This window comes from Streptomyces sp. NPDC007971 (genome assembly GCF_042958635.1).
In the GTDB taxonomy this organism is placed as follows: Bacteria; Actinomycetota; Actinomycetes; order Streptomycetales; family Streptomycetaceae; genus Streptomyces.
This window is the reverse complement of sequence record NZ_JBIBJK010000025.1, coordinates 31,563-57,636: the sequence shown is the minus strand read 5'-3', so window position 1 is coordinate 57,636 and position 26,074 is coordinate 31,563. Positions and strand designations below refer to the sequence as shown.

The 26,074-nt window shown below is 68.7% G+C and carries 26 protein-coding genes, 1 tRNA gene and 1 pseudogene; 13 read left to right on the top strand and 15 right to left on the bottom strand.

Going from position 1 to position 26,074, the window contains the following annotated elements; translation table 11 throughout:
* Positions 1–79: 79 nt before the first annotated feature.
* The gene (locus ACFZCP_RS38420) at positions 80–466 is read right to left on the bottom strand and encodes a nuclear transport factor 2 family protein (RefSeq protein WP_391438579.1); all 387 of its coding nucleotides are present in this window, start codon (positions 464–466) and stop codon (positions 80–82) included.
* 396 nt (positions 467–862) lie between these two features.
* Here ACFZCP_RS38420 and ACFZCP_RS38415 point away from each other — a divergent pair, with 396 nt between their 5' ends.
* Positions 863–1,951 (top strand): iron-containing redox enzyme family protein, encoded by a 1,089-nt coding sequence (locus ACFZCP_RS38415; RefSeq protein ID WP_391438577.1) that lies wholly within the window; start codon positions 863–865, stop codon positions 1,949–1,951.
* Between the two features lie 972 nt (positions 1,952–2,923).
* Complete coding sequence (locus ACFZCP_RS38410; protein WP_391438574.1) at positions 2,924–3,964, top strand: VWA domain-containing protein; 1,041 nt, start codon at positions 2,924–2,926, stop codon at positions 3,962–3,964.
* 340 nt (positions 3,965–4,304) lie between these two features.
* Here ACFZCP_RS38410 and ACFZCP_RS38405 read toward each other — a convergent pair whose 3' ends face one another.
* The gene (locus tag ACFZCP_RS38405; RefSeq protein WP_391438571.1) at positions 4,305–4,793 is read right to left on the bottom strand and encodes a carboxymuconolactone decarboxylase family protein; all 489 of its coding nucleotides are present in this window, start codon (positions 4,791–4,793) and stop codon (positions 4,305–4,307) included.
* A gap of 242 nt (positions 4,794–5,035) precedes the next feature.
* Here ACFZCP_RS38405 and ACFZCP_RS38400 point away from each other — a divergent pair.
* A pseudogene (locus ACFZCP_RS38400) lies at positions 5,036–5,506 on the top strand (hypothetical protein); the annotation flags it as partial.
* Positions 5,507–6,014: 508 nt separating this feature from the next.
* Here the strand turns inward: ACFZCP_RS38400 and ACFZCP_RS38395 are convergent.
* Complete coding sequence (locus ACFZCP_RS38395; RefSeq protein ID WP_391438568.1) at positions 6,015–6,395, bottom strand: hypothetical protein; 381 nt, start codon at positions 6,393–6,395, stop codon at positions 6,015–6,017.
* 354 nt (positions 6,396–6,749) lie between these two features.
* Here ACFZCP_RS38395 and ACFZCP_RS38390 point away from each other — a divergent pair, with 354 nt between their 5' ends.
* Complete coding sequence (locus ACFZCP_RS38390) at positions 6,750–7,646, top strand: helix-turn-helix domain-containing protein (protein ID WP_391438566.1); 897 nt, start codon at positions 6,750–6,752, stop codon at positions 7,644–7,646.
* A gap of 483 nt (positions 7,647–8,129) precedes the next feature.
* On the opposite strand, the gene ACFZCP_RS38385 is transcribed toward ACFZCP_RS38390, so the two are convergent.
* Positions 8,130–8,258: a hypothetical protein gene (locus ACFZCP_RS38385; RefSeq protein WP_391438563.1), complete on the bottom strand. Its 129-nt coding sequence runs from the start codon at positions 8,256–8,258 to the stop codon at positions 8,130–8,132.
* A gap of 27 nt (positions 8,259–8,285) precedes the next feature.
* On the opposite strand from ACFZCP_RS38385, the gene ACFZCP_RS38380 reads away from it, so the two are divergent.
* Positions 8,286–8,588, top strand: a complete 303-nt coding sequence (locus tag ACFZCP_RS38380; protein WP_391438561.1) for a DUF4157 domain-containing protein — start codon at positions 8,286–8,288, stop codon at positions 8,586–8,588.
* Positions 8,589–8,739: 151 nt separating this feature from the next.
* Here ACFZCP_RS38380 and ACFZCP_RS38375 read toward each other — a convergent pair whose 3' ends face one another.
* Positions 8,740–8,997, bottom strand: a complete 258-nt coding sequence (locus ACFZCP_RS38375; RefSeq protein WP_391438559.1) for a hypothetical protein — start codon at positions 8,995–8,997, stop codon at positions 8,740–8,742.
* A gap of 253 nt (positions 8,998–9,250) precedes the next feature.
* Positions 9,251–10,225 (bottom strand): LLM class flavin-dependent oxidoreductase, encoded by a 975-nt coding sequence (locus ACFZCP_RS38370; protein WP_391438556.1) that lies wholly within the window; start codon positions 10,223–10,225, stop codon positions 9,251–9,253.
* An 85-nt stretch (positions 10,226–10,310) separates the two neighbouring features.
* Between ACFZCP_RS38370 and ACFZCP_RS38365 the strand changes: the two genes are divergently transcribed.
* On the top strand, positions 10,311–11,090 hold the full coding sequence (locus ACFZCP_RS38365) for a helix-turn-helix domain-containing protein (protein ID WP_391438554.1): 780 nt from the start codon (positions 10,311–10,313) through the stop codon (positions 11,088–11,090).
* Here the strand turns inward: ACFZCP_RS38365 and ACFZCP_RS38360 are convergent.
* Entirely contained in the window at positions 11,069–11,221 is a 153-nt protein-coding gene (locus ACFZCP_RS38360; RefSeq protein ID WP_391438550.1) for a hypothetical protein, read from the bottom strand. The genes ACFZCP_RS38365 and ACFZCP_RS38360 overlap by 22 nt on opposite strands.
* 193 nt (positions 11,222–11,414) lie before the next feature.
* Positions 11,415–11,843 (bottom strand): MerR family transcriptional regulator, encoded by a 429-nt coding sequence (locus tag ACFZCP_RS38355; RefSeq protein ID WP_391438547.1) that lies wholly within the window; start codon positions 11,841–11,843, stop codon positions 11,415–11,417.
* A gap of 116 nt (positions 11,844–11,959) precedes the next feature.
* On the opposite strand from ACFZCP_RS38355, the gene ACFZCP_RS38350 reads away from it, so the two are divergent.
* From ACFZCP_RS38350 to ACFZCP_RS38335, 4 genes are all read left to right on the top strand, one after another.
* Positions 11,960–13,075, top strand: coding sequence for an alkene reductase (locus ACFZCP_RS38350; RefSeq protein ID WP_391438544.1), 1,116 nt, complete (start codon positions 11,960–11,962; stop codon positions 13,073–13,075).
* A gap of 258 nt (positions 13,076–13,333) precedes the next feature.
* Entirely contained in the window at positions 13,334–13,549 is a 216-nt protein-coding gene (locus ACFZCP_RS38345; RefSeq protein ID WP_391438826.1) for a hypothetical protein, read from the top strand.
* Complete coding sequence (locus tag ACFZCP_RS38340) at positions 13,485–14,069, top strand: LysR family transcriptional regulator (protein ID WP_391438542.1); 585 nt, start codon at positions 13,485–13,487, stop codon at positions 14,067–14,069. The genes ACFZCP_RS38345 and ACFZCP_RS38340 overlap by 65 nt, the downstream gene beginning before the upstream one ends.
* 308 nt (positions 14,070–14,377) lie before the next feature.
* Positions 14,378–14,896 carry an RICIN domain-containing protein gene (locus ACFZCP_RS38335; RefSeq protein ID WP_362700258.1) on the top strand — a complete coding sequence of 173 codons (519 nt, stop codon included), beginning with the start codon at positions 14,378–14,380 and terminating at the stop codon, positions 14,894–14,896.
* A gap of 303 nt (positions 14,897–15,199) precedes the next feature.
* Here the strand turns inward: ACFZCP_RS38335 and ACFZCP_RS38330 are convergent, their stop codons facing one another.
* Both ACFZCP_RS38330 and ACFZCP_RS38325 read right to left on the bottom strand, forming a co-directional pair.
* On the bottom strand, positions 15,200–15,664 hold the full coding sequence (locus ACFZCP_RS38330; RefSeq protein ID WP_391438538.1) for an SRPBCC family protein: 465 nt from the start codon (positions 15,662–15,664) through the stop codon (positions 15,200–15,202).
* A gap of 9 nt (positions 15,665–15,673) precedes the next feature.
* Complete coding sequence (locus ACFZCP_RS38325; RefSeq protein WP_391438802.1) at positions 15,674–16,486, bottom strand: transglutaminase domain-containing protein; 813 nt, start codon at positions 16,484–16,486, stop codon at positions 15,674–15,676.
* Between the two features lie 203 nt (positions 16,487–16,689).
* Here ACFZCP_RS38325 and ACFZCP_RS38320 point away from each other — a divergent pair, with 203 nt between their 5' ends.
* Entirely contained in the window at positions 16,690–17,337 is a 648-nt protein-coding gene (locus ACFZCP_RS38320) for a hypothetical protein (protein WP_391438536.1), read from the top strand.
* A gap of 135 nt (positions 17,338–17,472) precedes the next feature.
* Positions 17,473–18,000 carry a DUF664 domain-containing protein gene (locus ACFZCP_RS38315; RefSeq protein ID WP_391438533.1) on the top strand — a complete coding sequence of 176 codons (528 nt, stop codon included), beginning with the start codon at positions 17,473–17,475 and terminating at the stop codon, positions 17,998–18,000.
* 81 nt (positions 18,001–18,081) lie between these two features.
* On the opposite strand, the gene ACFZCP_RS38310 is transcribed toward ACFZCP_RS38315, so the two are convergent.
* A complete protein-coding gene (locus ACFZCP_RS38310; protein WP_391438530.1) occupies positions 18,082–19,311 on the bottom strand; it encodes an IS110 family transposase in 1,230 nt (409 codons plus the stop codon).
* A gap of 571 nt (positions 19,312–19,882) precedes the next feature.
* Here ACFZCP_RS38310 and ACFZCP_RS38305 point away from each other — a divergent pair.
* On the top strand, positions 19,883–20,956 hold the full coding sequence (locus ACFZCP_RS38305; RefSeq protein ID WP_391438525.1) for a pentapeptide repeat-containing protein: 1,074 nt from the start codon (positions 19,883–19,885) through the stop codon (positions 20,954–20,956).
* Between the two features lie 30 nt (positions 20,957–20,986).
* Here ACFZCP_RS38305 and ACFZCP_RS38300 read toward each other — a convergent pair whose 3' ends face one another.
* The 4 genes from ACFZCP_RS38300 to ACFZCP_RS38285 form a co-directional block, all read right to left on the bottom strand.
* Positions 20,987–22,003 carry an IS630 family transposase gene (locus tag ACFZCP_RS38300; protein WP_391438796.1) on the bottom strand — a complete coding sequence of 339 codons (1,017 nt, stop codon included), beginning with the start codon at positions 22,001–22,003 and terminating at the stop codon, positions 20,987–20,989.
* Positions 22,004–23,139: 1,136 nt separating this feature from the next.
* A tRNA-Met gene (locus ACFZCP_RS38295) sits at positions 23,140–23,213 on the bottom strand.
* Between the two features lie 50 nt (positions 23,214–23,263).
* A complete protein-coding gene (locus tag ACFZCP_RS38290) occupies positions 23,264–23,404 on the bottom strand; it encodes a hypothetical protein (protein WP_391438523.1) in 141 nt (46 codons plus the stop codon).
* 214 nt (positions 23,405–23,618) lie between these two features.
* Complete coding sequence (locus tag ACFZCP_RS38285) at positions 23,619–25,766, bottom strand: WD40 repeat domain-containing protein (RefSeq protein WP_391438520.1); 2,148 nt, start codon at positions 25,764–25,766, stop codon at positions 23,619–23,621.
* Positions 25,767–26,074: the final 308 nt, after the last annotated feature.

The following is a 26,074-nucleotide window of genomic DNA, read 5'->3' as shown; positions in this document are numbered from 1 at the left end:
GCGCCCGGCCGGAGTCCACCGCCAAGCCGCCGCGAAGGGCCTCGCATGCATGAGGTGAGCGTCTTCCGCCGGCAGTCGGTCATTCCTCCAGTGCGCGGGCGATGGGCAGCGTGTCACTGGTCTGCTGCAGCCGCACGATCATGCCGTTGCGCAGTGTGAAGAAGTGGGCGAACCGCGACGTGACGTCCCGTCCGCCGTGGGTGACGCCGACGTAGCGGCCGAGGGTGATGACCCGGTCACCGGCCTCGTGGAACTCCTCCGCGACGGCCCGGAAGCTGGAGAACAGGGACAGGAAGCCGAAGAAGTCGTCGAGGATGCTGCTCAGCCCGTCGTACACGCCACCGTTCGGGAACCCCTCCGTCACGTCCCACTGGGCGTCAGGTGCCACCAGCGACCTGATGACCGCCGGATCCCCCTTGGCGTCGTAGAAACTGCGGACGACATCGATCTGCGGCGAGTCGGGCATGGCCTTCCCTCTCCTGTGACGGATCCACGACGACGAGCACCGGCGGGCGACGAACGCCGATCACGCTACCCCCATGCCCGGCCATAGAGCAGGACATCCCGCGATCCGTCGCCGGTACCCCACCGGCCCGCGGCGATCGCCGTGTTCCCTCCTCTTCCCCTTGACGGTTCGCTAGACGGGTTCCCTGGCGTGAACCCAGCCGCGTCCCGTCGGACATCTTCTGGACGGGACGGCCCGCCGGACAGGTACCAGTCCAGCGTGCCGGCAAGCGCCGGTACAGAGTCCGTCCGAGTGTTCGTGACCGGCACGCGGCGCTCGCACACGGCACCGTCGGCCTGATGACCCCAGGCTGGGTGCGGCAGGTGAAGACCACGACCAAAGCAGGCAGGAGCTCAGGTGACGAATTCGGTGGACGGGTTCTTCACGCGCGTACGGGAGCTGGCGGCACCTGATGGTGCCGGTGCCGCGTCGCCGGCGCAGCGGGCCCGGTGGGCGCAGCTGTGGGACCAGGCGGCCGAGGTGGCCTGCTCGGCGTTCGAGGAGCGGGATCCGGACGCGCTGCTGGCTGCGCACCAGGCGCTGGCATGGCTGTACGACCAGCATTTCCTCACCCCCGATCAGGGGCCGGTGGGTGGGCAGTTCCATCCCGGTGCGGTGGGTGTGCAGCAGATCCTGGAGGACGGGTGGGAGCGGGCGGAGCGGGCGCGGGCGCCGTGGGATGCCAGGGACGTGCCGACCGAGCCCACGCGGTTCGCCCGCTGGCTCGAGGAGGTGGTCGGCGGGCATGCGGTGTGCGGGCATCCGTTGTTCGACTTCCTTGCCGAGCAGGCCGGCCGCCGGCAGGTCCTGCACTTTCTGAAGCTGGACGGGCCGCTGAATGTGCGGTTCTACGAGGTCCTGCTGATGGCGATGGTCGGCGCCCGCGGGGCGATGCGGCAGGAGATGGTACGCAACCTCGTCGACGAGACCGGCGACGGCGACGAGGCACGGGGACACGCGAACCTGTGCAGGGCCGGCCTGGAGGCGTTCAGGCTCTCCTACGATCCGCTGGCCACCACCGTGGTGCACGGCTGGCAGGGCCTGGCCGGCTACAACCACGTCGTCGGCATGGCCCTGCACCGCCGACACCACTTCCGGATGATCGGCACCCTGGCCGTCACCGAGGCCATGGACCCGCCCAACTACACCAAACTCCTCGCCGGCTGCACCCGCGTCGGCCTTGCTGTTCCAGCCGCCGGGCCTGCCGGCATCGCGGAACGGCAGTGGGACGGCCCGCTCGCCTTCTACGCCGTCCACATCGCCCAGGAGGCCGACCACGCCGCCGGCTGGACCACTAACGTCGTCCTCCCCCGGCTCACCGACCACCCCGACGCCGCCCACGAAATCGCACTCGGAGCGATCGGAAGACTCAACACAGCCGCCGACTACTACGACCACCTCCTCAGCGACTTCACCACACCCATCGCTGCCGGAACGCCACGATGAGCGATTCCGTCCGGTAGCGGTGCACGGGAGTGCCGAGGAGCTGCCGCACGCAGTGCCGTCGCCGGGAGGTCACGGACATCGGTTACGACGGCTGCGGGAGTCGAGCCATAGCCGGCCCTCGTGATGCGTGGGCCAAACCCGGCCCCCGTGCGCGTGCCAAACCCGGCCCGGTCAGGGCCGACTGCAGCCAGACACCGGCATCATGCGCGGCGGCCTCCCGGCATGGTCGCAAGCACGCGGGAGTCGCGAGCGTCCTCAAGTCCGAAGACCGGCTGGTCTCGGGGTGGGTCGCTCTGCCGGTACCGGGCAGCGCCCGGGCAGGGCCAAGCGCGCCCGGCGCGTCGGAAGCCGGGCCGCCGCCGTCGAGCGCATCCGGGAGCGGGCCGCGGTCCTCGAGGCCCGGCCGCGCGGCCTGGCGGGGCTCCGGTGATGCCGACGGCCGGTACTCCCAGGAGCCGGGGCGGTCTTCCGCTCCGATCAGGTCCACGGCTGCTTCTTCGGACTGCGCCCGCATGTACGTCCGTTTCCCGATGGCGGTCGGCTCCTTGTCCGTCCCCCTTGCCCTGATGTCCCCGTGGGCCTGGTGGGACGAGGCGGTCGGGTCCCGTTCGTCAGGCCGAGGAGTGCCTGTGCGGAGTGAGGCGGCTGCGGACACGGCACTAGGAAGGGGAACTTGCCCCGACGGTGGACTTGCACGCCGCGGCACAGGCCACGGCCGGGGGGCCGATGGATCGTCCGGACCCACCGATGCGCGCACGGGAACCGGGCCGTGACCGTGCCAGCCCGTGCCCTGCCCCCGCACCCGCACCCGCACCCGCACCCGCACCCGCACCCGCACCCGCACCCGCACCCGCACCCGCACCAACTGAAGCTCCGGGCGGGCGGGCTCTGCAACCAGTCTGGCAGCCAAGGCCGACTGTCAGTGGCAGGTGAGACGGTAGGAACATCGAGCCGGAAAGAGGGGGAGCCGCAATGTCCGGGAACCAGAACTACATCAATCACGTTGCCCTTGTGCTGGATGCCAGTTCGTCCATGTCGCACCTGAGCAGCAAGGTCGTCGAAGTCGCCGACCAGCAGATCGCCTATCTGGCCCGCCGGTCGGGGGAACTGGACCAGGAGACCCGCGTCACGGTGTATGTCTTCGCGGACAAGGTGGAGTGCGTCATCTACGACAAGGACGTGCTGCGGATGCCCTCCCTGAAGCAGCTCTACCGCGCCGGCGGAATGACGGCGCTGCTTGCGGCCGCACTGAAGTCGCAGCGGGAGTTGGCGCAGACGGCCCAACTGTACGGCGACCACAGCTTCCTGACGTTCGTACTCACCGACGGGCAGGAGAACGCAAGTCACCGCTGCCCGGATGCCCCTGCCAGAGATCCGCGTGCACTCGTCCGGGCCGTGGCCGAGATGATCGAGACGCAGGACGACAACTGGACGCTGGCCGTCCTTGTGCCGGACCAGATGGGCAAGCGTGAGGCCATGCAGTGCGGTTTCCCGAAGGACAACATCGCCATCTGGGACGCCACGAGCACCCAGGGTCTGGAGGAGGCCGGGCAGGTCATCCGTCAGGCCACCGAGCAGTTCATGGTCGGCCGCACCCAGGGCATCCGCGGATCGAAGGCGGTGTTCTCCACAGGTGCGAAGGCGGTCAACAAGGACACCATCAAGGCTGCCGGCCTCACCCCGGTCGATCCGTCGCAGTACCAGCTGATCCCGGTGGCCCGTGACGCGGCGATCCGCGACTGGGTCGTGGAATGCGGGCACACCTACCGTACCGGCGGTGCGTTCTACCAGCTGACCAAGTCGGAGAAGATCCAGGCGCAGAAGCAGATCGCGGTGCTGGAGAAGAAGACGGACCGTGTGTACACGGGGCCCGAGGCCCGGGCTCTGCTCGGCCTGCCGGACGTGGAGATCCGCGTCAAGCCGGACCACAACGACGACTTCACGATATTCGTGCAGAGCACCAGCGTGAACCGGAAGCTCGTGGCGAACACGCGCCTCCTGCTCATGCTCTGACGCCCTGCCGGCAAGGTCGGGCGCGAATCCCGCCGGGAATCCCGAAGACCCCACCGATCACCACCCCGCCCGGCACCACGATGCGCAGGCGGAGTCGGCGGCGGGCGCGGCACAAGCGTACGTGGTGCCGCCGCGACGGCCGACTACCCACCGCAGCAGAACCGCCGAGCCCGTGGACCGCCGCCGCCTGCGCACCGATCGCCCCGGGCGCGATCCGCCGCGCCGGCCGGCTCCGCAACGTCACCCGTTATCGGGCCGCATCGCGGCCGGGGTGCAGTGGGCGCAGCCGGTGGCCGTGGTGGGTGCGGTTCGGCCTGGCCGGTGGGCGGGTCGGGCCAGTTCAGTCCCACTGCTCGTCGGCGAGAGAGGTGACCGGCTGCGGCTTGCCGATGACGGCCAGGGCGATGAAGAAGCTGATCTGGCCGATTGCGATGGTGAGAGTGGCCAGCGCTTTTTGGTCGTAGTGCCGTGCCACCTCGGCGTACAGCTCGTCGGACACCCGCTCCCGACCGTGCGGGGCGGGCTGGAGAGTCGCCTCCACCAGAGCGAGGGCGGCACGCTCGGCGTCGCTGAAGTACGGGGCGTCCTGCCAGGAGGAGACGGCGGTGATGCGCTCCTCCGACACTCCGGCCTTGCGCAGGAATCCGGTGTTCAGCACCGTCAGGTAGGTGTTGCCCACGATCTGCCCTGCACGCAGGTGGACAAGGCTCACCGTGGTCCGCGGGACCGACCGGTTGCCCGTGGCCCGGAAAAGCGCCGCGCTGATGTCGTTCAGCTCGGGCACGAACTCGGCCGGGTTCGGCATCCGGGAGATCGAGGTGTCCGTCATGACTGCACTCCTTCACATCCGTCTGGTCAGCGACTTCACTGCACTGACGGACCAGAGCACCAAGGTGTGACAGGGACCCGGAAATTTCTTTGCCCAGAGCGCCTTGGGCTCTTCCACGACGCCGACTTCAGCCGCGTCCCGATCGGAATCTCCCTCACCGGTCTGCCGGTCGGGGGTGTCCCATGGGTTCGGGCAAGGAAATCCGGGTGCGTCTGGGTTCGGGCCGAAGCCAGCATTGCCTGGTGCCGGAGCTGCTGTGGGATGACGTGAAGGGTTCCCTCGACCTTGAAGGGGAGGGATGTCTGCCGGATGTGTGGGTCACGGTGACTACGGTCCAGGATTGGCAAGCGGTCCTCGATCTGATCGTTGCGAGTGGCTGGCGGAGTGAGTACTCCGAAGGTGGCGTGCTGATGCCGCTGCCGCGTGCTGGGGAGGTGCTGTCGCGGTCTGCTGATGCTGAGTGCGCGGATCTGCGGGTCTGGCCGACCCCGGATGTGCTGGCGATCTTTCGGTTGGAGTCGGCTGAGGAGATCGGATTCGATGTGGACCTGCGGGAGTTGCAGGGGCAGGAGCGGTTGGACGTGCTGTGTGGGTTTCTCCGTGCGATCGGGCGTCGACTGGGTAAGTCAGTGGTGATGACGCCCGAGGGGGACTGGGAGCGAAGCCACCCGGTACTTGGGTTCGACGTCGAGTCCGACCAGATGGTGCTGCTGACACCGCGTGCATCCGGCCGGGCCCGTCCCTGGTGGGTCCGTCCCTGGTGGGTCCGTCCCCCACAGGCGGGACGGGCACGCCAGACCGCCGACGGCAGCGAACCCGGCGCACGCCACCCGCTGCCGTCGTATGCCTTGAACGGCTCCAGAACACCATCGGGGCGGCAGTCGCGGGCGGAGGCCGGCAGTTCTCCAGCAGGCGGTCGATGTCCTCGAAGCGGTGACGGGTGCGCTGGATGATCTGAGTGCGGGGCAGCTCGGCAGGCGGCTGAGCGACCGAAGTCAGCCCGTCACCTGCTTCGGGCTGTCAGGGCTTCTTTCAGATCAGTGCATGCAGGTCCCGGTCCCGGACACCTCGCCGCTCTCGGTCAATGGCTCCGGCGCCGGGGCCTGCGCTCCTGTGGGGTCGGGATCGCTGCCCTCCCCTGATGCGTGAGAGCGGGCTCCCCGGGCCCGACGTGTATGCGCGTCCCGGGAAGTCCGCCCGCGGAGCGGTCGGCGGGGTGTGTCAGTTGGAAGGGCCCCAGTTCCAGTGACCGGTGGCCGTGGAGTAGACGCCGACCATGAGGCTGGTGTCCGGGCCGTCCCAGTACCAGCCGGAGAGGCCGCCGCTCTGTGTGGGCCCGTAGACCCAGGAGCTGGTGGCGTTGTTCCAGATGCCGAACCAACAGGTCGAGTCGTTGCGGTTCGGGTCGAGCTGCATGCGGTCGTGCCCGTCGCTCCACACCCGTATCTGCTCGGTGGCGACACAGGCGTTGGTGTTGCTGACCACGTAGTCGGCGTTCTCCGCTCCGGCGGAGGAGGCCGAGGCGGTGCCCGCGAGGCTCAGGCCCAGGACAGGCAGCGCTGCGAGGACGGCGACACGCTGGGCGACCTTGCGACTTCTCATGAGTGGGCTCCACTTCAGGGGTTCGAGGATCGAGGGTTCGTGAAGGAGAGCCGGTGCGGTCGATCGTTCGAGCGCACCGGTCGAGCTGGAGCCACCAGAGTGGCCGCGGGCGGGGCCGCTCGTATTGTTCGGATGCGACACGATGCGGCGGACCGCCGTCCGGTTGCCTTCGGCGGCACGGCGTCGATCCGAACCCGGCCCCGACCCCGCACCCGCACCGCCAGCGGAGTTGCTCAGCCTCGCCTCCCGGCCCTCAACTCACTTGATATTGGCCCAAGTTCGCATTGCTGAGACGCGACGGCGGGAGAAGTATCACTCCGTCCCGGACAGCTCTCGGACTGGGGGTACAAGGGCATGTCCACGACTACTGGCGGCATCGGCCGACGTCCCGTGCTCACTCGGGTCCCGCCCGCGCCCGGTCTGCGAAACACGGTCCAGTCGTACGCCGGATACGAGTACGGCCATGGCTCCCCACAGCGGCGGATGGTCTGCCCCGACACCCTCGCCACCATCACCTTCGGCTTCGGCGGCGCGACCGTGCGTACGGCGAGCATGGTCGGTACGAGCCAGGCCGTCAGCGCCCGGTCCATGGCGATCCTGCCGGTCATGACTGCGATGCTCGGGTGGCACGAGGGCGGAGTATGCGGGGTCGTGCTACGGCTGACGCCCATGGGTGCGTACCGGCTCTTCGGGGTGCCGATGCGCGAGTGGGACCTGCCCCATATGGACCCGGTCCATCTGTTGCCCCGCGACCTGCGGCACCTCCCACAGCAGTTGGAGGAGGTGGACTGGCCCGAGCGGTTCCGCACCTTGAACCGGGTGCTTCCGCCGCTTCTGGAACGGGGTCCGTCCATCGCCGCCGAGGTCACCTGGGCCTGGCGGGAGCTGCACCGTACCCATGGGCGTCTCCACGTAACGGAGTTGGCAGCGGCCACGCACTGGAGTTCGCGGCATCTGGAGCGCCGTTTCCAGGAGCAGATCGGGCGCTCCCCCGCGGCCATCGCCCGCATTCTGCGGTTCAAACGGGCCCTGCGGCTGCAGGCGAGCGGGCTGCCGCTGTCGAAGGTGGCCCAGCTCGCCGGGTTCCACGACCAGGCCCACTACAACCATGTGTGCAAGGCGATGACCGGACTCACCCCGAGGCAGATCCCCGGAAACCCGGACGACAGGTCTCCCGTCGACCACCTGCTTGCCGACCCGCGTCCGTGGGCCGGTGACCCTACCTGTGCCCGTGACGGGGCGACGTCCTGACGGCGTCACGCCAAGCCCTGCTGCGCCGCGGTCGCCCGCCAGTTGGACGAGGGGCGGGGACGGCGGACTTGCGCCGGACCGGACGGACGCGGCGGTCGGCAGGGTCGATGGCCTCCTCAACCCGCTGAGCCTGACCGGGGACGAGCGGCGGCGAGTGGTGTCCGCGCGCGACCGCCTGGGGCCTTGCCCTCGCGTGGACCACAGCTGCCCGCCGACATCGGGGTGCGACGTCAGGCGTGAGAAGAGCCGTCAGAACCGAGAACCGGGTGGCGGGCCCGTCGAACGACACATCGCGTGCTGCCTGTTCGGGCAGTTCATGGTGCCCCTCCGTATCTGGCGCTGACGGGTTCTCACCGCGTATGCAGAAGAAGTTGACCATTTCGCACTGCAGGAGAGACCCCGTAGCACGATCGCGAGAACGCCAGAGCTGTCGGGACCGGAAACGGCCGTGATGCCGTCCGTAGGCCCGCGCCCGCCACACTCTCAGAACAGCGTGGCCTGCTCGGCCTGCAGGGCACGGTCGGAAACGCCGCGGTCGTCCAGATGCTCGGCCGGGCCGACCGCCCCGGAGTCCAGCCGGAGCAGCATCAGCACGCCCCTGCCTGCGGCCACTATCAGGCCGATCAGGCAGGGCCCGCGGTGCAGCGGTCCGCTGTGCACGGCGTCCTGCGCACGCCGGGCCGCCCCCTGGACGATGCCACCCGCACCGACATGGAAGCCCGGTTCGACGCCGACTTCTCCGATGTCCGCATCCACACGGACGCGGCCGCCATGGCATCCGCCACCGAGGTGGGCGCGCGCGCCTACACCAGCGGCAACCACGTCGTCATCGAAGACGGCGGCGCCGACAAGCACACCCTGGCGCACGAACTCACCCACGTCATCCAGCAACGTCAGGGGCCCGTCGCCGGCATCCGACAACGGGGCGGGCCTGAAGGCTGAAGTAGCGGCTGACAAGGCAAGATCGCGATCTACGGCTGGGCATGGGCCGTCCAGTCCGGAGGCAACGATTCAATCCGCTCCCCCTGCGTGTCAGTCAGCGGCACACCCGGACCAACGGCCGGCTGATCCCGACGAAACCGCACTGTCGTGGTCAGGTGGCCTCGGGGTCCAACTCGAAGGTGAAATAGATACCCAGGCAGTAGGGCTCGTCCTCGTCGTGGAAGAAATCCCACGACACGTCTGACAGGCGGATTTCCTGTTCCCGCACCCACTCATGGGCTTTCCTGAAGACCTCCGCGGCAGTTGTGGCGAGGAACAGTTTCCTGGCCACAGGATGCACGCCCGTCTCAGCGTCCGAGTCGTCGAAACCCTGTGGAACGTCCAGGCAAAAGTCAGGATTCAGCACCATGGAGAGCGCCCTTCCAGTCGGTTCACCCATTCGATTCGACAGAGGCTGGGCCTCTGAGCACGACGCCTGGTAAGACCGCCGCACGCCCGGGAAGGGTTGCTTCTGGCCACCGTGCGGCGAGGTGATGCTGCCGGTGGAACCGCCCCGCGAGGTCCCCAAGGGCAACGGCCTGGTAGTGCCGCGGTCGTGTGATCACGGAACAGCTTCATTGGAGCTGTCCCGTGATCGACACCCCGGGTCGGCTCGGCCAAGCTCAGGCGCCATCGGAGAGGGAGGCGTGATCCGCCGCCGCCTGGACGGCCGGGATCAGGTCTGCGACCCGTTCGAGCTGGTCGCGCTGGGAGTGCAGGTCCAGGGCGCCGAGGCGTACGACGATGTGCCGGACGCCGGCGGCGACGTACCGTCCCAGGCGCTTGCGCACCTGGTCGGGGGAACCGGCGACGACTGCCTGGATCTTCTCCAGTTCCTCCAGCGGCATGCCGTATACGGCCCGTGCGTAGTCGTCCAGTGCTCGGCGGCCGCTCTCGATGTCGTCGTCGATCCGTACCGAGACGAAGAGTGCGGAGGTGATGTCCTCGGCTGCGCGTCCGGCATCGGCCGCCGCTCTGTGGATATCGCGGAGGCCGGATGCATAGTCGGCGGGTTCGGGCGGGTAGGGCAGCCATCCGTCGTACATCAGGCCGGTGCGGGCCAGCGCTGCGGGGGTTGCGCCGCCGAGCCAGATGGGCGGGCCACCTGCTCGGAACGGCCTGGTCATGGGCGGGATGTCATCGAACCGGAGGATCTCGCCGTGGAAGGCATCGGCGCCGTCCCACAGGGACCGCCACATCGCGACAGTCTCGTCCAGGCGGGCGAAGCGCCCTTCCCACGGCAGCTCGGACAGCGTGTAGAGGGGCCGTCCGAAGCGGCCGGGGAATCCGGCGCCGACGGTCACGGTGAGTCGCCCACCGGACAGCAGGTCGATCGATGCGAGGGACTGGGCTGCCTGGATCGGCCGGCGGAGGAACGGCATCAGCGCGGCCGTACCCAGCGTCACGTTCTCGGTCGCCGGGGCGAGCGCGGCCAGCATCGTGAGCGCTTCGATGCGCGGGCTGATCAGGGAGTCGTTGACGAAGAGCGAGGAAAAGCCGAGGCGTTCGGCCTGGCGGCCCAGGGCGACCAGCTCGCGAGGGTCGTCGGCCGGTCCCCACTGGGCGGTTGCGGTCGGAAGCAGTACACCGATGTCCATGTCGATGATGATCACGACCGGTGCGAGGGGCAGCAATTCCCTGTGGGGAATGGCCTGAGTCCTCTGCCACCGCTAGAACAGGCACGTGGACTTTCCTCGTACGCTTCGCGAACGTCGTACCCGCCGTCATCTCAGTCAACTTGACCTGGCGCTGCGGGCGGGCACCACCCAGCGACACTTGAGCTTCATCGAATGCGGCAGGTCCCTCCCCGGCCGGAACATGGTCGTGCGCCTGGCCGAGTCACTGGAACTGCCGCTGCGGGAGCGCAACGAACTGCTTCTGGCCGCCGGGTACGCACCCGCCTACCCCGAGAGCCGACTCGACGACCCGGTGCTGGCCCCCGTACGCACGGCGATCGACCACATCCTGCGCGGGCATCTGCCGTATCCGGCCCTGGTGGTGGACCGCGGCGGTGACCTGATCGCCGCGAACGCCGCGTTCGACCTGATCACCGAGGGAGCGGCCCCCGATCTGCTGGGCCCGGGCACGAACGTCTACCGCCTTGCCCTGCACCCTGATGGCCTGGCTCCCCGCATCCTCAACCTCGCCGAATGGGCGCACCACATCCTGGCACGCCTCGACCACCTGCAGGAGCTGCGCACCGAACTCGCCGGGTACGTTCCCGAGCTGGAGCCGTCCGCCGGGCTCCTGGGTTTCGCGGTCCCGCTCCGCCTGCAGTCCTCGCACGGTGAGCTGCGCCTGATGACGACCGTGACGACCTTCGCCACCGCCGTCGACGTGACCCTCGCCGAGCTGAAGCTGGAGGCGTTCCTGCCGGCCGACCCGGCGACAGCCGAGGCGCTCTCGGCGGCCGCCGAACCCGCGGCCCCTGCTGTCACGGGTCAGGCCCCCGGGAACATGTAGTCGGCCTTGATCCGGCCGTTGTCGTCGAGTACGAGAAATTCCAGGCCTCCGCCCACAACGTCGCCGGTTTCCGTGGACATCGTCTCCCAGCCGAACACGACCACGCAGTGCGCCGTGGAGGCGTACCGCATCGGCGCGCGCCCGGAAGGTGGGCAGCTCGCCGCTTTCGGTGAGCACGTGGACCGCGCGGCCGGGCGCCGCATGAGCCGGCCGTTTGGATGGGCGCATGCTTGGGCGGGAGCGAGGGGCAGGGCGCGGATGTCGGCGGCTCAGTTCAGAGGCATGGTGGTCCCGCCGCTGATGCCGAAACGCTGAGCCTGCCGATCATGACTGGGAGGCGATCGAGCCGTTGTCGGCTCCGCAGCGGATGGGCCGATCCTTGCGGGCCGGAGTGCGCAGGATCTCCCGATGGGACCGGGCCGTGGCCATCAGACCGTCCAATGCGTCCCGGGTCCGTACGAGCTCGTCGATGTACTCGGAGAGCCGGTGACGCTCCTGCGCCATCCGCTCGAGAGCGGCATCGGAGTTTCCCTCGCTGGGCATGTCCACGCAGGGCAGCAGCTCCGAAATGGTGCGACTGGACAGGCCCGCCGTATACAGGCGCTGGATGAAGCGCACCCGCTCGACCTCGGCCTCCGTGTAATGCCGCTGCCCACTGGTGCTGCGGCTGCTGCTCAGCAGCCCCTGCTCCTCGTAGTAGCGCAGCGACCGAACGCTGACGTCGGTACGCGCCGCGAGCTCGCCGATCCGCATGACTGCCTCCCCGAGTGATCCACGCCACATCGCTTGCCTCTGACGTCAATGTCAGGTTTTAGCGTAGCGCCGTGCCCAGCAACCGGGCACGCGATGCACGTACGGAGGAGTCCGACATGACGACGTTGTTCAGCAGCCACCGACTCGGTGACCTGACCCTGCCCAACCGGACGGTGATGGCCCCGATGACCCGTGTCAGGGCCGCGGCCGGGGGCCTTGCCACACCGTCCATGGCGACGTACTACGCGCAGCGCGCGACAGCCGGCCTGATCGTGTCCGAGGGCGTACAGCCCAGCCTCGTCGGGCAGTCCAACCCCGGCACGCCCGGACTGCACACCGACGAGCAGGCCGCCTCTTGGCGTGCCGTGACCGACGCCGTGCACGTCAACGGCGGACGGATCTTCGCCCAGATCATGCACGGCGGCCGGGTCTCGCACCCCGACACGACCGGCCACCAGCCCGTCGGCCCCTCGGCGATCGCCGCCGTGGGCGACGTGTTCACCCCGACCGGCCCACAGCCCGCACCGACGCCCCGTGCGCTGGACACCGACGAGGTACCCGAGCACGTCCACGCGTACGCCGACGCGGCTCGACGCGCGATCGACGCGGGCTTCGACGGAGTCGAACTCCACGGCGCCAACGGCTACTTGATCTCCCAGTTCCTCTCCTCCAACGCGAACCGGCGTACGGACCGCTACGGCGGCACGATCCCGGGCCGGATCCGCTTCGCCGTGGAGGCCGTGGCCGCGACGGTGGACGCGATCGGAGGGGCCAGGACCGGCATCCGCCTCTCCCCGGGGGGTGGCTTCTGGGGTGTCGAGGAGACAGACGCACTCGCTCTCAACACCGCGCTGCTGACCGAGCTGTCCCGTCTCGGACTCGCTTATGTCCACCTGGAGGCGACCACGGACGACGAGGTACTCCTGGAACTGCGCCGCGCCTGGTCCGGGACCTTGATCGTCAACCCGGTCCTGCCGATGGGACCCAAGCAGACCGGTCGCGAGGAAGCCGACCACTGGCTGAGCCTGGGCGCCGACCTGATCAGCTTCGGCCGCGGCTTCCTGGCCAACCCCGACCTCGTCGAACGCCTCCGCGTCGGCCTGCCGATCGCTCCCGTCGACGAGAACACGTACTACCAGGGTGGCGACGCCGGCTACCTCACCTATCCGTCCTATCAGCACACGGCCCGACCGGGCGCAGTCGGCACTCCGACCGCCGGTGACCAGCGGTGACGACGCTGCTGCCCGCCGGTTGTCAGCGGTGACCGCGGTCGGCGGAGGCCGTCCGTGCTCAGGTCGATCCTGCTGGTGAGGCCGTGGCACAGCCGTCCCGGGCCCCACCTCCTGCACCACCTCCAACAGGCGGGCGAGCAGGCTCGGCCATGGTGCTTCGCCCGGTCGTTCCGCTCATCTCCCCGATCGCCCCGCTGTTTTCGCCCGGCCGTTCCGCTGAATCTCGGTGGTGGGGGCGTCCAGGCAGGCAGGTTGTTCATGAGCGTCGTTGCCGGTCTCGCGTACGAGTGCGTGCGCGAGGCCGGCGTGTACGGTGCAGCGGCGCACGACGCTTTGAACCTGCTACAGCCTGCGGTTTCGGCGGAGGCGGTCGACGGCGGCGCCCTTTGCCCGCAAGAAGGCGTGGTAGATGCCATGGGCGAGGCCGGGCCGCGCTTCCCAGCAGATCCCGCCGGACGACGATGGCGTGCATGATCGGGAGGATGCCGGTTCGCCGGTGGTAGTCGCGTTCCAGCAGTTCGTAGCCGGGAAACAGCCGGGTGACATGCGGGGATCCGTCGAGCACGCACTGGGGGACGTTCACCGAAAAGGGCGTCGAGCGCACCGGCTTCACATGACGCAGCCACCGCTGAGCCGCGCGCTCCGGCGGCTCGAGGACGAACTCGGTGTCGTCCTGTTCGAGCGCACCCGAAGGGGCGTCGTCCTCACGTCGGCCGGGACAGTCCTGTACGAGGGTGCGGCCGACTTGTTGAGCCGGGCCGAACGGCTGCGCAGCCGGCTGACCGACGCGGCGAGCGCCACCCTGGCCGTCGGGACACTTGCGGACACCGCCGAGCACGTGGGCGGTCGCCTGGTCCGGCTCTTCCGGCCCCGACACCCCCACGTGAACGTCACCATCCACGAATCGGACCTCGGTGACCCGACGGCCGGGCTCCGTACGGGGCTTGTCGATGTGGCGCTCACCCGTACACCCCCTTCGACGCCGCCGGTCTGACCACACACGTCCTGGCGTCCGGTACCCGTCGGCGTGGTTCGACCGGGCCGAGGCCCAGGTCTCGGGGGACAGGCACTCACCTGTAACGGGTTCTCATGGGCATGCGCCGGTAACGGTCAGACCGCGCGGAACCGGCCATACCGGATGACGTATCGCCCATCGGATTGAAGTGTTCATGCCCTGGCCCCTAGCGTGTGCGAGGCATGCGCGGCCGGACGATGACCTGCGCTCCACAGCACACACGGCCGCCCACCTGCGCCTGTGCCTGCCCTTCGACCAGGCGGGCCACCACAAACGGGAGGACCATCATGATCCTGCGCACCGCCCTTGCCACCCGCATCGCGAGACCGGCGGCAGCCGCTTTCGCTGCTGCCGCACTGCTGCTCGCCGGCACCGCAACGGCACACGCCGTCACCCCCAAGCCCAAGGGCCCGGCCATCGCCGACGGCACGATCTACTACTACGCCCTCAAGAACCAGAACACCGGCCGCTGCGTGGACGACTCGTGGGGAGCCGGCCTGCGCGCGTTCACCTGCAACGGGCTCAATTACCAGAACTTCAACTGGTACCCCCAGTCCGACGGAACTTGGATCGTCCAGAACCAGAACACCGGCCGCTGCATCGACGACAGCGCCGATTACGGCCTGCGCGCCTTCAGCTGCAACTACTCGGCGTACCAGCGATGGTCGATCACCTACCAGTCCGACGGCACGAAGACGCTCAAGAACCAGAGCACCGGCCGTGTCATGGACGACAGCCTGGACTTCGGGTTGCGCGCCTTCGGATACAACGGGCTGTCCTACCAGCGGTTCACGTTCGTCGGCTGACGCACCCACCGGCCAGTGCCTGGCCCGCCGGGCACTGGCGCTTCGATGAGATCCGGGCGGACAACCCAAGTGAGCCACGCACGGCAACGACGAGCACAGGCGTGCTTGCGTGACCGTCGACCGGCCTGGCCCGGCACGTCGAGGTGTGGTGCGGTGCCCCCCTCGGACAGCGCCGACCACCCGGCGATGTCGCATGAGCCTTCGGTCCGCAGGTCCTGTCAAGGGCCGGCCCGAACCCGGGTGACGGCAGACATGCAGTGGGTCTCGCGGTCCGTGCCCGGCAGAAGAGCCGGCCACTCGGCATCAGGATCCGGCAGCGGACACGTGTCGAGCCAACTCGGCCGCCAGACGATGCATGACCGTGCGGTTGGCGCGCCGGATCGTGGCTCGGACAACGGGCGCCAGTAGGCGGTCGGCGACGGGCGCGCGCACCCAGGCGTATGTGAAGGCGATGCGACTCCCCCCGTTCTCCTGCCGTTCGATGGTGTAGGTGCCGTGGGCCAGGCGACGGCCGGCCGCGCTGACGTTCCGTTCGACGATGCGCCGTGGCGCGTCGGCGTCGATGACCTCGATGGCCACGTCGGTCTTCGTGCCACCCAGCGCGACGGTGACCGTGGCGCACGATCCTCTGCCGCGATCGGGGCCGCTGAAGCGCCAGTTGGTCAGGTAGTGGTTCGTAAATCGCTCATGATGAGCCATGACGTCAAGGAAGGAGAAGACCTGCTCGGGCGTGTGCGGGACATCGACTGACACGGTGACAGACTTCATGTACCTCACCTACCCGCCCGCGGAGCGGCGACTCAGGATGGGCTCGGCCAGCATTCTCGCCATCCCGCAGAGGGTCTGGCCGTGGTGGGCGAAGAGTTCGTCACGCGAGTCGAAGTGGCCGAGGTCGGCCAGAACGTAGCCCGAGAGATCGCACGCGGTGTCGGCGGCCGGGCAGACCGTCGCGCCGTCCCAGTCGATCGCTGTTCTGGACAACGCTTCGAAGAGTGTCTCCGAACCGATGTTGGTGAAGCCACCACCACTGCCTTCGCTCAGCTCGTCGAGACCACCGAAGAGTTCTGACACCGGCAGCCATCGCGCGCTGTGGTGGTCAGTCGGTGCCGGCCCGTCGAGATGGAACTCCGGCCAGGCGAGCACCACTTGGTGCGGGACAAGTCGATGGACCCGAGGAAAGCGCGGGTACCAGAAGGTCCCGTCCACCAGCAGGCCACGCACTCGCGTGGCCACCCCGGATGCCCGCGCTACGGATTCCAGAACCGCCAACCGCTGGCTGCACGAGCCACGGCGGCGGCGAAGCACCTCCGACACGGGACGCTCGTCCTGCACCGAGTACACGGGGTGGACCGCTGCGGCGGTCCATCGGTGAGCCCGGCGCAGGGCCGCTATCCGCTGGGCGGGACCCGAGAGGTCCCCCGAATCCGCCGGGATGTCGATCCGCGGGATGTCGATCCGCCGGAGCAATGAGGAAACGTTCGGATGCCGCCAGTCGAGAATCTGCGTCGGCGCCGTGCTCCCCGCAGCTGTTCCCCTGTCCGCCGTGCGCGTGCGGGCACGGCCTCGCGGCGTGAGAAGCGAGCTCGTCATGACTGTGATCCTTTCGACCAGCACCCTCCAGATGGCTGAACGCATCGTGACAGGAATTTTGAACACGTTCAACTGCGGTGGAGTCTTACCGGTCCGCTTCGGCGAGATCGACCGCTCGGGCCCTGGGCCGGGCAGGGGTCCTGGGCCAGACCCGGGGGGGGGTGGCCGGGATACCGAGCGTCGGCGCCCCTACGATGCGGGCCATGGGGACACCCGATTCCACACTGTCCGTACGGGCCTGCTGGCTCTCATGGCTCGCGGTCGAGACCGTCGACCGGGCCGCAGTCGTGAAGGCCCTCGGCTTGACGCATGTACGGGAGACCACCTCGGCCCACGGCGTGGAACTCATCGACGAGGTGGCACACAGCGAGGAGGCGCAGTTCTCCACAGTCGTCGTCACCCGCGCCGTCCAGGGGTGGACCCTGGTCGTCGGACCGTACTTCGGCCTGCCCCATCCGCATCGGACGGCGCACGTCACCAACCGGTGCCGGGAGTTGAGCGCGCGCTACGGCAAAGCCCAACTGTTCTTCCACAGCGAGCAGAACGACGGGGAGGCGTGGCTGATCGCCGAACACGGACGGATCCTCAGACGTTGGATCAGCGAGTACCCGGAGCTCGCCCTGGGGGAACCGTTCGGAGTCGAGCGACGGCTGCTCGACGCGTACGGCATCACGGGCAGGCCCGAGGACCTCGACCCCACCAGCGACTTGGCCGGCGACTGGGCGGCGACCTGGGGAGATTGCTGGGCAACGACGGTCGCGGAGGAATCCAGCGTCAATCCCACCAACGCCACCGCCGATGCGGGTTCGATCGGCAGCATGCTGGTAGCTGCTGCTCCGGCTTTCGAGTAGCCACCCGCCTGCCGTCGCAGGGTCGAGGTCAGTGACTCTTGATGTCAGTGGCCCGCCTTGGGAGATGGGCAAGACGCGCGTTCGTCGCCAGCGAAGATGGCTGTGGGCCACGAAGGTTGGTGACATGGTGTGCCGATGAATACGACACCCGATGGACGGCCTGTCCCGCCCGCACATGCTGACGAGCGCGGCATGCTGGAAGCATGGCTGGACTTTCACCGTGCCACTCTCGCTCTGAAGTGTTCAGGCCTCAAAGATGATCAGGTACGACTTGCTGCAGCGTCACCGTCCTCGATGACGCTGCTCGGTCTGGTCCAGCACCTGGCTGAGGTGGAGCGCAACTGGTTCCAGCGTGTATTCGCAGGTCAGGATGTGTCGCCGGTCTTCGGGGAGAACAACCTCGACGGCTTTGGGCTCCGGCCGGAACGAGGAATCGGCGAGGCGACGGCTGCGTGGCAGGCGGAGGTCGCCCGAGGCCGTGAGCTGATCGCTGACGCATCGCTGGACGACTCCGGCTACCTGTCTGAACAGGAAGCCGGTCACGTCGGTGATCAGGGGGTCTCCCTGCGCTGGATCATGGTGCACATGATCGAGGAATACGCACGTCACAACGGTCATGCCGATCTCATCCGCGAGCAGATCGACGGGGTCACCGGCGCCTGAGAGGTGCTTGCGCGGTCGGAAGTACCGCGCAAGTCGATCTCTAGTGCTGTGACCGCATAGACACCTCACGACCCCAAGTCGTCAAGCCGCAGCGGCCAAGGTGGTTGGGAATGCGGTGTTCTCATCGAACAGTTCGCGTCGCTGGAGGCAGTGGAACATCTGTCCGAGCATGCGGTTGAAGAGGTTGCGCTGGGCGGCAGCGTGCCAGTCGCCGTGCTCGTCGCGGCGGCGACGGTAGTGGGCCATGGCTCCGGGCGAGGCCCGGAGGGCGGAGAAGGCCCAGAGGTAGCCGGCGTGGTTGAGGCGGTCGTTCTTGACCCAGCGGCGGGTGATGCTGGCCTTCTTGCCGGAAGCCCGGGTGATGGGCGAGGAGCCGGCGTATGCCTTCAGGCCGCGGGCGTCGGCGAAACGGCCGCGGTCGTCCCCGATCTCAGCGAGCACCCGGGCGCCGAGCTGGACGCCGAGGCCGGGAAAGCTGAGGATGATCTCAGCGTCCGGATGCTGAGGGAAAGCTTCCTCCACCGCCTGGGCGAGGTCGTCGGTAGCCGTGCAGGCGGCCTGGAGCTGGACCAGGAGGGCGAGCATCTGCTTGCCGAGCGCGTCCTCGACGAGGGCAGGTTGGTGGGTGTAGTCCTCGCGGAAGACCTCACGGAGGCGTTCGGTCTCGGCTTCGATGCCGCGTTGGCGGCCAGCTCGCTTGAGGGCGGCCTGGAGCTGGGCGCGAGTCAGTCGAGCGGCTCGCGTGGGAGTTGGAGCCAGCTTGAGGACTTCGTGGGCTTCAGAGCGGCAGAGACCGTTCTTCCAGGACTCGAACGCCGCCAGGGCGGCTGGGTAGTACTCGCGCAGCAGGGAGCGGAGCTGGTTGGAAATCTGCTGGCGGTTCCAGGTGGAGTCCTGCTGGGCGCGGGCGAGGACAGCGATGGCGCGGGCCAGGTCGCTGTCATCGGGCAAGACCCGGTGGGCGTGCATGTCGGTGCGCAGGATGTTCGCGAGCACCAGGGCGTCGCCCGGATCGGACTTCTTGCGGGAGACGCTGTGCCGGTCGCGGTAGCGGGCGGCGGCCATCGGGTTGATCGCGAAGACCTTCCGCTTGCCCTGCCGCAGCACGGCGACCAGCAGACCACGGGAGGTCTCGATCGCCACCGGGATCGGGTGTTCCTCGGTGTCGCCGTACTCGGCAAGCAGGTCCAACAAGACCTTGTAGCCGGCCGCATCGTCCGTGATGTGGCGTTTGGCCAGCAGCTGGCCCGAGTCGTCGACCAGGGCGACGTCGTGCGTCCTCTCGGCCCAGTCGATTCCGCAGTAGATCAAGGCATCCTCCCCATGGCGTGGGTGTTTGCGCTGGTCACGAGCGCATGCGGGCCACGCAGCGACCTAATTCCAGGACTCGGCGACAAGACCGGTCCGCCACCTCACTAGCCGTTCGTGGCACCAGCGCGTCACACGGGCCTCGGTCTCGACGGGAGCTCGCAAAGCTCGGGCATATCGAGAGGTCACCATGCAGCGGGCTCGCACCACCAACGTCAACGAGCAAGCAAGGCCTGGGGTAGTGGCGATCACGCAAGCGCGAGCGCTTCGCTCTTCGCTCAAGGCTTCTCAAGCCAGGCTTCGTGCAGGAATCCGTCCGACGCCCACGCGACCACCACCACGAGCACGGGGGCTGCACGCCGCTCTATGCGGAGGTCTCAACGAACCCGGTTCGCCGGAGGCGTCGCAGCCCCGTACTCGAACAGCCCGCTGGAGCGACAACCGCTCTGTGTGGGCTGCTGAGAACGAATTAGGTTCGCCGGGTTCGGCCTTGCTTTAGGATCCGATGGCTATGGGGGGATCTGTTCATAGCCGCTGGCGTGCGACTCGCGCGGTCGTCTTGGCGTTGGTCGGGGTGGCCGCACTGGCCGTGCTGTTAGTCGTGCTTCTGGTCCTTCCAGGGATGGTGGTGGATCACGATCTCGCTGGAGGCCATCTTGCCGCCGCGGACCGGATGAACGCGGTGAACAACGTGCGTACCACGCTCCTTCAGGCGATCGGTGGCGCGGTCGTCCTGTTCGGCGCCTACGCCACCTGGCGGCAGTTGCGTGTCAGCCAGGACGGGCTGAACGCCACCCGGGAGGGCAATGTCACCGATCGCTTCAGCCGGGCAGTGGAACAGCTCGGCAGTGACAAGCTGGACGTGCGGATCGGCGGCATCTACGCACTGTGGCGGATCGCGGACCACTCCGCCCGCGACCACGAGGCCGTCGTCTCGATCATGGCGGCGTACCTTCGGACGCACCTACCGTGGCCGCCACAGGAGCCGGGCACTCCGGCGGCGGACGCGTCCGTCAACTCGGTGCGCCCGCTGGAGACTCGTGCCGCTGATGCGCAGGTGGCACTCACCTGCCTTGGGGTCCTTGCCCAGGAACGCAGCCCGGGTTGGCTGAACGTCAGCTTCACCGATCTTCGTCGAGCCGATTGCGACGGGCTGTGGCTGAACGGTGTCAACCTCGACGGAACGTGCCTGGAAGCGGCGAGCGTGTATCAGGTCAATCTGAGCGGGGCGTCACTGATCGAGGCCAATCTGCGGCATGCCGAACTCGGGACGTCGATTCTTCACCAGGTCCGCTGTCTCGACGCCGATCTGCGCGGCGCACGCCTGGTCAAGGCCGACCTGCGGGAGGCGGACTTCTCCGGTGCGGACCTCAGGGAGGCGAACCTGCGCAAAGCTCGGGCCCATGGGGCGGTGTTCGTCCGTGCGGATCTGCGATTGGCTGATCTGCGGGGCTGCGACCTCGGCGGTGCCGACCTGCGGCACGCGAGACTGGAAGGCGCGCTGGCGAGCGACCTGACCATCTGGCCGAACGGCTTCGATATCGACGCGGCCGGCCTCGTCATCTCCGAGGATCCCGGCGCCGAACCTGACGTTCTGCTGCCGGCTGCCGCGATCACGAGGCCAGTCCCGCCCCTGCTGTCGGCCTGATGTTGGTTCGACTTCATCGCGTTGGATTGATCAGGCCGCCGAGTCGAGGGGGCGTCCGCCCCAGCGGAGCCCTTTCTCGCTGCGGAAGCGTGCGCGCTCGCGCGGCTGAGCGGCCAGCACGTTGGGATGGCGGGCGTTGGCGTTGCGCCAGCGCAGGTACGCGTGCAGCGCCCGGGTCTGCGCGGTGTGGTTTGGGTGGTTGGAGTTGGCGATGGTGAACTGCCGCAGTGGTCCGAAGTGGGCCTCGATCGGGTTGGCCCAAGAGGCGTAGGTCGGGGTGAAGCACAGCTCGACGCGGTTCTTCTTCGCCCAGCGCCGGATGTGCTCGCTCTTGTGGGCCGACAGGTTGTCCAGGATCACGTAGATCGGGGCGCCGTCCGGGCGGGCCGAGCGGATCGATCGGAGCGCGGCCAGCGTGTTGCTGGCGCCCTTCTTGCGGCGGTTGACGCCCCACAGGGGGTCGTCGCCGACGGAGTAGCAACCGTGGAAGTAGCGCACCCCGTGGGTGCGGTGGTAGGTCGCGGGGTGCCGCTCGGGCCTGCCCTGCTCGCCCCAGCACGACCCGGCGGTGGGGCGGATGCTGAGCGGGCCGAACTCGTCGAACGCGAAGGCGCGGTCGGGGAATCGCTCCAGCACCTCCTCGATGCGGTCGAGCTTGGCGTCGCGCTCGGGGTCGGGGGATTCCTTCCAGGTCTCGGTGCGCTGGAAGGTGACGCCGCAGCGGGCGAGCAGGCACCGTAACGCCTCGCGGCCGATCCGGATCACGCGGCCGTGCACGCGGCGCAGGTAGGCGGCGAGTTTGCGGATCGACCAGCGGGTGAAGGGCTGGCCGAGCTTGGTCGGGCGGGTGATGGCCGTCTGAGTGACGAAGTCCTCGTCGTCAGGGCTGAGCAGGCGGGGACGGCCTCTCGCCCACTGAGGGTCCAGGCAGGCCAGGCCGATCTCGTTGAACCGGTGGATCACGTCCCGGACCGTGTCCTCGTCGGCCTGGACCAGTTTCGCGATCACCGGCACTCGGTTCCCGCCGGCCGAGGCCAGCAACCTCATCGCCCGCCGGTAACGCACCGAGTTGGTGCTGCCCCGGCGCACGATCTGCTGCAGCTTCTGTCCCTCCTGGTCGGTCAACCTGCCACGCCATCGTCCTGACCCAGCATCAACTCCCCCCTCCCGCGGAGTTCGACCGCGAACATGCCATGACCCGCTCTGCCCCCTGGGCATGCCTCCGGGCCAGACCCGATCCGCGGGCAGGGCGGGCCTCTAGGAGCTGTCTCGTCCAGCCAGTATCGAGGTAACCGATAGCCGCACGGCATGCGGCTCTGGCCGTCGCCGACCTGAAGGGCCGACCTCGGCCGACGTCCGTGATCGTCCCTCTCCCCCGCCGGCAGGCAGCAGTGCCTGGCACCCGATCGATGCACATCTCGCAGCACCCGCTGCCCCGAGCAGGTGCGTCCATGCGGGTTGTACCTGCGGCCTGCGCGAACCGAAATCGGAACCGCCGCTGTTGTCCAGGGCATCCATCACCACGGTGAGAAAGGCCGCTCAATGCATCGCAATCCCCTTCTCCTCGCCCTCTGTGCCCTCCTTACTGCCGCCGCAACAGGATTCCTCGCAACCACCGCCCTCCACAGCAGCCGCGCATCCCGCTGACAGAAATTCCACCAGCGCCTGTCCGACGGGGCGCCGCCTGGACAGCACCCTGGCGCCGAAAGGACATCCCCGGTGGGAGTAGCGGTCCGAGATCAGTCGCGCATGCCCTGGCGATGTATTCGATGACCACGGTAGGTCGGTTCAGGGTCCGGTGAAGGGGCTGCTCCGAGCTCAGACGTGCCGCACTCCTCGTCCCGCCCGGGCGCAGAACCGCTCGTCGATCACAAGGTGACCTGTTCAGCCGCGTTCGGCGAGCGCGACATCGGGAATCGAGGAAGGAAATTCGGCTGCGGGCGCCAGGGCAGTCACTCCGAGCAACCCGCCGCCACCGCATTTCCTCCGCATTTACGTCAGCCATGTTCCCGGTTGCCGACGTGCCCCAGTCTGTTCAGTCCGGATCCAGCCAGTGCATGAATTGCAGAGCTGACGGTGAGATGGGCGGACATCGGGCGGGGTTCTCGGCCGACGTGCATCACAGGATGCGGCCGAATATGCCGAAGGGCCCGGCGGATGATGCCGGGCCCTTCGGGCTTTCGTAGCGGGGACAGGATTTGAACCTGCGACCTCTGGGTTATGAGCCCAGCGAGCTACCGAGCTGCTCCACCCCGCGTCGGTAGGACCACTGTACACAACAGTGCCGCTCAAAGCAGAATCCTTATTTCAGAGAGGGCCGACGATCTCGGCCTGTGGCTCTGCTGCCCGCTGGGGCACATCGAAGCGGCCTGGGCCGGGCGCCCCGCCTTCGGCCAGTTCCCGGTGCCAGGCATCGGTGACCGCAGGCTCGGCCAAGCCGATGGGCATGGCGCCCCCTCTCACGAAGCGGGTGGGTCGGCCGCACCCCGAGGCGGCAGGCCCGGCGCATGCCGGACCACCGGACCACAGTGGGGCCCGGGCATTTCTGATGGCCTCCGTCGTGCTCCTGCGCGGCCTCTCCCCCAGCCGACTCGCATCCGCATGGACGCTGTGTCCGTGCGGAAGGAGTGGCGCCTGGTAGCAGGGGGAGGTGGGGGCTGCGTCAGCGTCCCGGCAGCAACGAGTCCACGTCTGCCCGTTCCCAGCCGACCGATACCAGCGCGTCCACAGCAGCGGCATCGCCCAGCGCCAGTGCGGCCGCGGCCGCAACCTCCGGATCGGAGTCACCGGCGGCGAGCACCCGCAGCAGCCCGTCGGCTCTGTCGTCCGATTGCCGCAGCGCCGTGACGAGCAGCGCGCCCGCCGTGCGCGTGACGGGATCCTCCTCCTGGAGCATGTCCGCGAGTACGGGCCCGATGTCCGCAAGCATGTCGCGGGCCACCGTGTGCCAGTGCTCCTCGGCCGTGTCCCTCGTGCCTATCGTGCCCATCGCCCTGACGGTGCGCAGTGCCAGGCCGAGGGCCTGGCGCCGGACGTGGCAGTGGTGTGCTCCCACTCCGACTGCCGCGCCGATCTGCGTCAGATACACGAAGGCCAGTACGGCGGCCGAGCACAGCCCCTGCTCAGGGCTCAGGAGCATCTCCAGTTCGGCGAACGCGCGGCGTGCGTCGTCGGTGTCCCGCGACAGCAGTCTGGCAAGGTGGCGGGGCACGTCTTCCGGGTCGCCGTCCGTCGCACAGGTCGCGTTCTCGAAGGAGATCACCCGCAGCATGAGCTCGCGGGCCGGCCAGAGTGCGTCTGCGTCGAGCCGGACGACGGCGCGTCCGCTCGGCCCGCCGACCGTCAGACGCAGGTCGGCGTCCAGATGCACGGTGGTGATTCCGGGGCCGAGGTCGAGGTCCGCGCGTTCGCCGGACGCAATGTCCCAGAGCGCCACCACGTCGTCGCGCCAGCACGCGGCGAGGACCGTCCCGGTGGTGGAGGCGGTGAGCGCGAGCCCGGTGAGCGGCGGGCGTTGTCGTGCCACCTGAAGCGGACCGTCGCCGGAGTCCGGCATCCACAGCTGGAGCGTCCCGTCGCGGTGTCCGCTGGCGACCAGCGGCCCCTCGTCCGGAAGTTCGATGCAGGCCAGGGCCGTTGCGGGTTCAGCCTGCTGGTGAACGAGGACCGGATCGGCGTCGCTGTCGAGCCGACGGGCCCGGAGGGTGCCGTCCTCGTCGCTGGTGACGGCGAGCGTTCCGGACACGGTCCAGGAGTCGGCGCCGTCACCGGCCGAGGGCCGCGCGATGCCGGACCCCATGGGGTCCGGGGAGGTCGAGAGCACCGTCCAGCGGCCGGACTCGTCCGTGTCACCGGGTTGCAGCGCGATCGGCTTCGGAGCTTCCTCGACCGCAGTGGGCGTCAGGATCCGGTCGGACCAGTCGAGGCCCATGCGGGCGCCCAGCGTCTCCAGCGCCTCCGCGGTGCGCGCGTGCACGGTCAGCTCGACGTCACCGTACCCGGTGTCGTGAAACACCAGTGCGTCGGGAGCGCCGTACACCGTGATGTGCTGACCGAGCTCGCGCCACGGCTGGAATCCCAGTGTGGGCAGTTCGTCCCTGATCCACGCCACGATCCGTTCGGTGTCGTCGTCGCCATGGACCGTCCAGCCGTAGTGCGCAGGCAGCCGCTGCACGGCGAGTTGCAGGAAGAACTCCGAGAGGGAGCCGGCCTGGAGCACCCACTCCCTTTCGGAGACGGTGACCAGCACCCGTGGGTCGGGCAGTCCTGCCTCGGCTGCCGGGTACCCCCACTCGTTGCAGTACTCGTACTCGGCCTTGAACACGCACACCCGGCGGTCGGCCCCGGCGGGTACCAGGGCCGTGTCGTCGGGCAGCCCGTCGGCGACGCCGTACCCGCCCGGGTCGGGCCGCAGCGTGGGCGGGTATTCGGGGTTCGTCCAGTACAGGCGCGGGCTGTGCGTGAAGGAGTTGAACGGCAGCTCCCACCACTCGTCCAGCGCGGCCGGGACCGGCAGGCTCAGGTCCACGCTCTCGAACGGGTCCTCGCCCGCCTCGTCGGCCGGCTCACCCTTGAGACGCCGCAGGTAGTGGCGGTGCTCACTCTCGGACCAGCGTTGCCACGGAACGGCGTCCTCGGGCAGCTCGTAACCCCACTCCTCCTGGAAACGGCGCAGGAGTTCCCACCGCGGGGCTGTGTCGGCGAGGTGGGCGGCGAACTCGTCCTCCGACATCCGGTCACGGTCGTCCCAGCGCGGCATCACGCGCCGGAGGAGTTCCCCGAACCTGCCGTAATCGATCATCCCGCTCATCAGGGCAGCCTAGGGCATGCCCCTGTCAGTGAGCCCGTGACCGTCGGCAGGTCGCGGTGCTGCACCTCCCTGCTCCGGCACCTTCGCCATCGCAGTCGCAGTCGCAGTCGTCATCGAATTCGCCGTCGCCGTCGTCATCGCCAAGGGGAGCGTGATGGCGTCGGCCGACCGCGGCGGCCGGTCAGCTCTGACCGATACGGCGTGGATTTGCCCGAGCGCCGCTCCTTACGAGTTGCTGACACCCCGGTCATCCGCCGGTCCTGCGCTGCAAGCGTCTGACAGGGTGAGGCAGCGCTCGCGGGTCCTGT

Bases quoted from the DNA above. Each gene is read 5' to 3' on its own strand.
- ACFZCP_RS38420 (WP_391438579.1), bottom strand. From the start codon at position 466: ATGCCCGACTCGCCGCAGATCGATGTCGTCCGCAGTTTCTACGACGCC.
- ACFZCP_RS38410 (WP_391438574.1), top strand. From the start codon at position 2,924: ATGTCCGGGAACCAGAACTACATCAATCACGTTGCCCTTGTGCTGGAT.
- ACFZCP_RS38405 (WP_391438571.1), bottom strand. From the start codon at position 4,793: ATGACGGACACCTCGATCTCCCGGATGCCGAACCCGGCCGAGTTCGTG.
- ACFZCP_RS38395 (WP_391438568.1), bottom strand. From the start codon at position 6,395: ATGAGAAGTCGCAAGGTCGCCCAGCGTGTCGCCGTCCTCGCAGCGCTG.
- ACFZCP_RS38390 (WP_391438566.1), top strand. From the start codon at position 6,750: ATGTCCACGACTACTGGCGGCATCGGCCGACGTCCCGTGCTCACTCGG.
- ACFZCP_RS38375 (WP_391438559.1), bottom strand. From the start codon at position 8,997: ATGGTGCTGAATCCTGACTTTTGCCTGGACGTTCCACAGGGTTTCGAC.
- ACFZCP_RS38370 (WP_391438556.1), bottom strand. From the start codon at position 10,225: ATGGACATCGGTGTACTGCTTCCGACCGCAACCGCCCAGTGGGGACCG.
- ACFZCP_RS38360 (WP_391438550.1), bottom strand. From the start codon at position 11,221: ATGCGGTACGCCTCCACGGCGCACTGCGTGGTCGTGTTCGGCTGGGAG.
- ACFZCP_RS38355 (WP_391438547.1), bottom strand. From the start codon at position 11,843: ATGCGGATCGGCGAGCTCGCGGCGCGTACCGACGTCAGCGTTCGGTCG.
- ACFZCP_RS38350 (WP_391438544.1), top strand. From the start codon at position 11,960: ATGACGACGTTGTTCAGCAGCCACCGACTCGGTGACCTGACCCTGCCC.
- ACFZCP_RS38345 (WP_391438826.1), top strand. From the start codon at position 13,334: ATGAGCGTCGTTGCCGGTCTCGCGTACGAGTGCGTGCGCGAGGCCGGC.
- ACFZCP_RS38340 (WP_391438542.1), top strand. From the start codon at position 13,485: ATGCCATGGGCGAGGCCGGGCCGCGCTTCCCAGCAGATCCCGCCGGAC.
- ACFZCP_RS38335 (WP_362700258.1), top strand. From the start codon at position 14,378: ATGATCCTGCGCACCGCCCTTGCCACCCGCATCGCGAGACCGGCGGCA.
- ACFZCP_RS38330 (WP_391438538.1), bottom strand. From the start codon at position 15,664: ATGAAGTCTGTCACCGTGTCAGTCGATGTCCCGCACACGCCCGAGCAG.
- ACFZCP_RS38325 (WP_391438802.1), bottom strand. From the start codon at position 16,486: ATGACGAGCTCGCTTCTCACGCCGCGAGGCCGTGCCCGCACGCGCACG.
- ACFZCP_RS38320 (WP_391438536.1), top strand. From the start codon at position 16,690: ATGGGGACACCCGATTCCACACTGTCCGTACGGGCCTGCTGGCTCTCA.
- ACFZCP_RS38315 (WP_391438533.1), top strand. From the start codon at position 17,473: ATGAATACGACACCCGATGGACGGCCTGTCCCGCCCGCACATGCTGAC.
- ACFZCP_RS38300 (WP_391438796.1), bottom strand. From the start codon at position 22,003: ATGAGGTTGCTGGCCTCGGCCGGCGGGAACCGAGTGCCGGTGATCGCG.
- ACFZCP_RS38290 (WP_391438523.1), bottom strand. From the start codon at position 23,404: ATGCCCATCGGCTTGGCCGAGCCTGCGGTCACCGATGCCTGGCACCGG.
- ACFZCP_RS38285 (WP_391438520.1), bottom strand. From the start codon at position 25,766: ATGAGCGGGATGATCGATTACGGCAGGTTCGGGGAACTCCTCCGGCGC.